The sequence below is a fragment of the Plectonema cf. radiosum LEGE 06105 genome (assembly GCF_015207665.1).
GTDB classification, from domain to species: Bacteria; Cyanobacteriota; Cyanobacteriia; order Cyanobacteriales; family Nostocaceae; genus Rivularia; species Rivularia radiosa_A.
Genome location: NZ_JADEWL010000225.1, coordinates 1 through 6960 on the forward strand (window position 1 = coordinate 1; position 6960 = coordinate 6960).

Here is a 6960-nt window from a genome sequence, read left to right on the forward strand (position 1 = left end):
CTTTCAACCTAGAGAAATAAGATTGATTATGGTTGGCAATCACAATTAAATAGTCATTATATTTTAGTTTGTAATCAGATGGAGGATTAGAAATAACTTTTCCTTCTTTACCTTGTTGAACAGCGATAACAATACTTTGATTATTTTGCTTCATCCGGATAAAAACATCCATAAAACAGCGATTAATTTCATCTTTAGGTACAGGTATTTTATAAAGTTGACTACCATCACCATAATTTAAGATATCGGAAACTACATTACTAATACCATGATTGATAGCAGCACTAACAATAAGATTGCAATTTAAATTACTACTAACAATTATTTCATCAGCATAAGCTCGTTTACAAGTAGCAGTATGTATTTCATTTAAAAGTTCTACAATTGTATAAGCCTTTTTGTTAATACTTTCTACAGTTAAAGTAGATAATATAACTTTAGCATCACGATTTATATAATCTAATTTTTCGTCGCCTAAAATAATTACAGTTTTTGCTTTTTCTAACCTAGCTTTATGCAAAGTTTCGTCATCTACAGAACCTTTAATAAAATATAAATTATCATCATCAAGTGGTTTTCTTTCAATATCGGCAATTAAAACTATTGGTACTTTTTTAGTTTGAGAATGCTTGCGTAATTCTTGAATAATTTGCTTGGAACGATAATTCCATTCGCAGATAATAATATGTTTTTCTAACTTATAAGAACACATCCCCAAATCCTCTTTCAATTTTTTTTGTACTAAAATACTGGCAACAGAAGCGTTTATAATAGTTAAAACACTAATACCCACAAGCATAACAATAGTCGCAATTAAACGACCAAGAGGGGTTTTAGGATAAAAATCACCATAACCAACTGTAGTAATAGTAGTAATAGTCCACCAGACACCATCTTCTAGGCTTTTAATTGTTTCTTTTTCAGGATTATATTTAGATTCAACTAATAATATAATCGGAGAAATAATAATAATTAAAATGATAATAATCAAGAGTGGACGAATCAAGTTTTCGCGTTCTAAAAATTTCCAAGTTTTCTTAATCCAACGTTTTGGCTTTAATAAAATACTTCGCATAATAAGTCATTTAGTGATGCTAATTTTAGGAAATAATCACATCTTAATTGTTAAGGATATATAGTTTATAAAATCAACTTTTACTTAATATTCTACTTAGAAGAATTAATTTCGGTAGCAATCACTATTAAATAGTCATCAGCCTTAAGCTTATAGTTGGGTGATGGATTAGTTATTATTTCTCGTCTTTCAACTTTTTCAGCATCAATAACTGTTGTTTCAATAGCAATAACTGTTTTTTGCTCATTTCGCTTTATATCCATAAAAACTTCTATAAAACGAGAGTCAACTTGGTCTTTTGAAACACGGATTTTTTGTATTTCAGAACCGTATTCGTAAGTTAATATATCAAAAATAACTTCACTAATATTATGATTAATTACAGCGTTAGAAATTAAAAGACTAGATAATTTGCCGCTGACAATCATTTCATTCGCAACTCCCTTATAAGTTTCGAGATGTGTTTCATCAGCAATTTCTAGAATTATATAAACTTCACTATTAATTTTTTTGACATTGAAACAAGCTAATATAGCTTTATAATCGCGGTTTTCAGGACTTAATTGATGGTCTCCTAAAATAATGACAGTTTTTGCTTGTGTTAAATTTGCTTTTTTTAAATTCCCAGGATTTATTGGACCTTTAATAAAATGAAAATTATCATCATTAATTGGATTTCTTTCAATATCAGCAATTAAAACTACTGGTGTTTTTCGAGTCTCAGGATTCTTGCGTAATTCTTTAACAATTTGATTGATACGATGATTATATTCACATATAATAATATGATTCTCATCATCATAAGAACCAATTCCTAAAGCTTCTTGAATTTTTCCTTGAATTTTTTTGTCTATTAGAATACTGAAAATTAAAAGTCTTGAGAATTCTAAGGCGACAGTTCCAACTAACATAACTACTACTGCAATTAACTTCCCAGTCGGAGTTGTAGGATATTTATCACCATATCCAACAGTAGTAATTGTGGTTATAGTCCACCAAAGACCATCCCAAAAATCCTCAATTTTTTTATTATCATTGTTGATAGGCTCCTGCAATTCAATTGGATATATTATTGAAGGAATCAACCAAAAAAATATGATCAAGATAATGAAAATAATGATAAATTGAAAAATAATTTGTTTTTTTTCAAAAAATTTTAAGCACTTTTTTATCCAACGATTTAGATTTTGTTTTGGTGGTTTTTGCATAATGTTGATTTTTGGTGGAGAAAGTTATAGAATTCAAACAGAATCAAAACATTAAATATAACTAGAACATTCAAACTTTTGAAAATTACATATTCAGCTTGATATGTGTAGGATAGTACGACGTATTACTACACACCAAAAAATCCACTTTTACCAAACATCAGTTTTATCTCACGATTAACTAATCTTTGTAAAGTAAAGTTTTTACATTGATATTGATGAAAGAAGAAAAGCCAAAATTATTCGATAAAGAAGTCGGGTTTTTATGATGATTATTTTTGATGACAGATAAGATAAAAACCCGACTTCTCAACCCCTATCAATCATTCCCGCAACATTCCCCGATAAATTCCCGGTGATGAATCTTCAATAATCGTTGCACCGACAGTTTTTTGATAAAATTCCGCGACGCTTTCACCCGCTCCACCGATAATTGCATAACCATATCCTTGCACTCGCATATCGTGCAGACAAGCTAATGATAATGCTTTGCCAACTTTACGTCCTCTTGCTGATTCACTAACACCCACAGGACCAAAAAAGTTCTTACAAGTGCATTCATAACAAGCAAAGCCGATAATCTGCTGATTTTCCACAGCAATCCAACAACTAGGAGGTGAATTTTTAAAAGCAACGTCACATTCACTCATCCAACGTGTATTAAATTGCTCCTCTACCCAAGCGAGAATAACTTTTTTTTCTGGCGCGATCGCACGTCTAATAACTATACCCTGCTTATCTTGTGCGGTTATTTCCGTTTCTAAGGAAGGTAGAGTATATAGTTTAACCAACATATCAGCCATAATCAATTTTGGATTTTAGATTTTGGAATGGGGCAAGAAGTCGGGTTTTTATGACTCTCTTGTGGTAATACAGATATTTATTGTAAAAACCCGACTTCTATGATTATCGTTGAACATACGGGTAAGAAGTCGGGTTTTTATGACTCTCTTGTGAGATTAAAGATATTTATCGCAAAAACCCAACTTCTGTGATTAAGTTAGGGCTAATTAGCATTAATAAAATTGTTGCATTACATAGGAAACTGTTGCCCAAAAAGGTACATAACTTTGTGTTTCATCTCTCTCTAAATAAGCTTCGGCTAGCTTTTTAATTTCTTTCTCTGACAGCCCTTGAGTGGCTTCTATAACACCATCAACCACTTTGCGACGCATTTTTTTCAATTTATTAATATCTAGCGCTAACATTTTAATTGTAGTTTCGGCTGCTTCTTGATGTTTCGGATCTTCTGTCGGTAAAATTTCCCCCGCACCAGTGTATCTAAAGTATTTGCTGCAATTAGGATCTAATGGTGAAATCATCAATTTTTCATCAAACCAACCACCTTTTTTGTGTCCACAATGCACGGGTTTGGTTGGTCTTTGTTCGTCTTCTCCCTGACAAGAAGAAATTAAATTGGTGTAAGCAAATGTCAAATGTGTGTATTTACTTTTGGGACGATAATGTTCGATATGACATTTTTTTCTACTAATACGAATACCGCAATAACAACAGATGTAACCTTGTTCGTGAAGTATCGATTCGTAGACATCGTTTTTGACGTTCCGATTGAAAGCTTTCCACTTTGTAGTGCTGGAAACTTTCTTGTTATATGCAGTCAAGCTACTAGGTTCTGAACCTTTTTCAATATGTTTCATTTGTTAAGAATTTCCTTACGTCGAATTAATACATCCGCTCGTGCAAATTCCGGTTCATCGGCACCGATTTTTTCAGCTAATTCTTGACGTAATTCTTTGGCATTCTCTAAATTTCCTTCGTCAATAAATCTGAAAAGTTGTTGCAAACAATCCTTGATTTTTTGAGGTCTTTCAGGAACTTCCATTAAGTCTTCTAAAATACTATTACTATCTCTTCCATAAGAACCTTCCGCACTCATGACAACTAGTCCTTCTTCCTGATTTCTTTCAAGAATGAAAACACCTTCGGGACGAACATGACTGACTACTTGCGGTGAGTGAGTACTGATAATAAACTGACAATTAGGAAATGTTTTTTTCAACGCTGGAATAATATCTCTTTGCCATCTAGGATGTAAATGTAGTTCAATCTCATCGATTAAAACGATACCTTCACCTAATAATGGATCATCAAGACTGGGGTTGGCGATCGCGAGTCTTCTGGCTAAGTCTCCCACCATTGCCAATAAGCATTTTTCTCCATCAGATAACTGATTAATATTCAGTTCTCTACCTTGTTTTTTTACGGTCATTCTTAAGGGAGAACGACGTATTCTCAAGTTAGATAATCCCGTAATTAAAGAATAAATTGCTTGTCTAACTGCTTCTAATTGATGGTTAACAAAATTCGAGTCATCAAGTTTTTGTTCGTTTTCTAAATCTTCCAATTTCCTAAACCATTGGAAGAAGCTATTAAAATTAATTTGTACCCCGTCTAAAGCTTGGTCATAAGCTGTTACACGCTCAAGGGAATGCTTTTTTCTAACTCGTAAAGGAATATCAATTACAGCACGGTTCACACCATAATGAACGATTACAGGTAAGTTAAATCCCGGATTATTTTTTAACTGCTCGTGAGTTGTTTCAACTAATTCGCGTAATTCACCTAAATCATTACCAGTCGTTTTACTACGCTTCTTTTGCATCTTGGCTAAACACCAAGTTTTCTCACCTTCAAAAGTTGAAACTGTAATCTTATTACAAGTCTCTTCACTTCCGTTAGAAATATCCTCTTCTTGAAATAATCTTCCCGAAGTTGTAGGAAACTGAACTGGTTTTGTATAACGGGATAAAAGAATAGCCAAACATTCTAGAATACTCGATTTACCAACCCCATTAATACCAATAAATACATTCGGTTCCTTTTCCTGGAATTCCAGCGTCATATTGCCGATTCCACGAAATGACTGCATCTCAATACGCTTGATTTTCATGCTTTAAGCTAAGTTAAAATACTTGGTCTTGTGTACTAAAAATAATAAGTAGTTATTAATAACGATAGCTTGATTTTATTTTCATAGGCATGAAAACCGTGTTCTATAAAACTAATCAAAAATTAAATAAATCAGCAAAGATGAATCTAGTTAAGAACAAATAATTTAATTAATAATAAAAGGTTAAATCTTGTAGTCTAGAAGACAAAATATTGCAAGATAAATCAATGGTGTATTTAAGTAACAAATAACCGAGAAAAAACTTGACCAAATAACATCAAATGATAAATTAAAACTGCGATTAACAATCCATATCCGAATTTATACCCCATTTCACTTAGATAAGCTGTGTTTTAGGATTTTATGTCACAAGAAAACCAAGATATTCAACCATCTTCACCTCCAAAAAATCCCCCATTTTGGAAAGCGTCATTGATTAAAGTTTTACGAGCAACGATTGGTGTATTAGAAACTACAGCAGTCAAATTAGAAACCCAAACTCCACCCAGTAGTGAAGACAAACCAGGTTTTTTGCAGAAACTTCAACAGGGATGGAGCGGAATTTTAGCAAAAATTCGACTGTTCTTACCAGCACAATTTTCTGCAAAATTGTCAGATACAGCTTTGACAGGAATTATCAGTGGAATCACAATAATGGTATTTTTGATAACTTCAAACCTTTCCGCTAGCAAACCTCCACAAATCGCGATCGTTCCTCCAAATACGGAAACAAATCCAGTAGTATCTATTACTAATCCCCAATCGGAAGAAACAGCTTCCTTACCACCCGAACAAGAAATTCCATCAACAGTAGAACAACAAGAGCAACCACAACAAACACCTGACTTACCACCCGAACAAGAAATTACAGCAACAGTAGAACAACAAGAGCAACCACAACAAACACCTGACTTACCACCCGAACAAGAAATTACAGCAACAGTAGAACAACAAGAGCAACCACAACAAACCCCATTAATAGAACCGCAACAACAAGAATTAGAAACAACCCCTACACCACTAACACCCGAAGAAACCTTAATTGCAGCCATTCAAAATCAAATTGCCGAAATTAGCGTTACCCCAAAGGGGTTTAGCTCTGCTAATCGCACTTTTTCAGGAATCATCCAATCAATTCAAGTCAATTTTTTAGACAGTAATCTTATGATTAAAATTAGTAACGATTGGTACTCTTTAGATAAAAAACAACAAGACAAACTTGCTGCTGAAATCTGGCAACGTTCGCAAGAATTAGATTTTACTCACCTAGAAATTACTGATGTAAAAAGTAAAATATTAGCGCGGAATCCAGTAGTCGGTACCGAGATGATAATTTTGAAAAGAAAATAGGGAATCGAGGATAACTAGTCAAGCAAAATTATTTATATAATTACCACTAAGCTATAGAATTATTCCCTATTCCCGATCTAAATTCCCCCCATCTGCTTCTAACCCTTGTTAAACTAATGATTGACCTTTTGAACTAGTAATTATGCTAAAGCGTTCTAAATTCGAGACAACTCAATCTCAAATTATGCACCGTGCTGAGGATTTAATTAACGCGGCTTCTAACCGTTACCGGATTACAGTTCAAGTGGCGAATCGAGCTAAACGTCGTCGTTACGAAGATTTTGATAATACCGAAGATGTATTAATGAAGCCTGTATTACGCTCAATTATTGAAATGTCCGACGAATTAACTCAACCAGAAATCATCGGCGAATTGTAACATCAAAGCATCAATAGATGGGGTATAAGGTTAGGAG

Annotated in this window: 7 protein-coding genes; 2 read left to right on the forward strand and 5 right to left on the reverse strand. The window is 33.3% G+C overall.

The window, feature by feature from the left end; all coding sequences use genetic code 11:
• The 5 genes from IQ247_RS30695 to IQ247_RS30715 form a co-directional block, all read right to left on the reverse strand.
• A partial coding sequence (locus IQ247_RS30695; protein WP_193925815.1) for a potassium channel family protein occupies nucleotides 1-1075 on the reverse strand: 1075 nt, incomplete at its 3' end.
• 92 nt (nucleotides 1076-1167) lie between these two features.
• Nucleotides 1168-2283 (reverse strand): potassium channel family protein, encoded by a 1116-nt coding sequence (locus IQ247_RS30700; protein WP_193925818.1) that lies wholly within the window; start codon nucleotides 2281-2283, stop codon nucleotides 1168-1170.
• A 323-nt stretch (nucleotides 2284-2606) separates the two neighbouring features.
• Complete coding sequence (locus IQ247_RS30705; protein ID WP_193925819.1) at nucleotides 2607-3086, reverse strand: GNAT family N-acetyltransferase; 480 nt, start codon at nucleotides 3084-3086, stop codon at nucleotides 2607-2609.
• A 213-nt stretch (nucleotides 3087-3299) separates the two neighbouring features.
• Complete coding sequence (locus IQ247_RS30710) at nucleotides 3300-3941, reverse strand: retron system putative HNH endonuclease (protein WP_193925821.1); 642 nt, start codon at nucleotides 3939-3941, stop codon at nucleotides 3300-3302.
• Entirely contained in the window at nucleotides 3938-5194 is a 1257-nt protein-coding gene (locus IQ247_RS30715) for an AAA family ATPase (RefSeq protein ID WP_193925823.1), read from the reverse strand. The genes IQ247_RS30710 and IQ247_RS30715 overlap by 4 nt, the downstream gene beginning before the upstream one ends.
• A 363-nt stretch (nucleotides 5195-5557) precedes the next feature.
• On the opposite strand from IQ247_RS30715, the gene IQ247_RS30720 reads away from it, so the two are divergent.
• Both IQ247_RS30720 and IQ247_RS30725 read left to right on the forward strand, forming a co-directional pair.
• Nucleotides 5558-6544 (forward strand): hypothetical protein, encoded by a 987-nt coding sequence (locus IQ247_RS30720; protein ID WP_193925825.1) that lies wholly within the window; start codon nucleotides 5558-5560, stop codon nucleotides 6542-6544.
• A 142-nt stretch (nucleotides 6545-6686) separates the two neighbouring features.
• The gene (locus IQ247_RS30725; protein ID WP_193925827.1) at nucleotides 6687-6923 is read left to right on the forward strand and encodes a DNA-directed RNA polymerase subunit omega; all 237 of its coding nucleotides are present in this window, start codon (nucleotides 6687-6689) and stop codon (nucleotides 6921-6923) included.
• The last annotated feature ends 37 nt before the right edge of the window (nucleotides 6924-6960 follow it).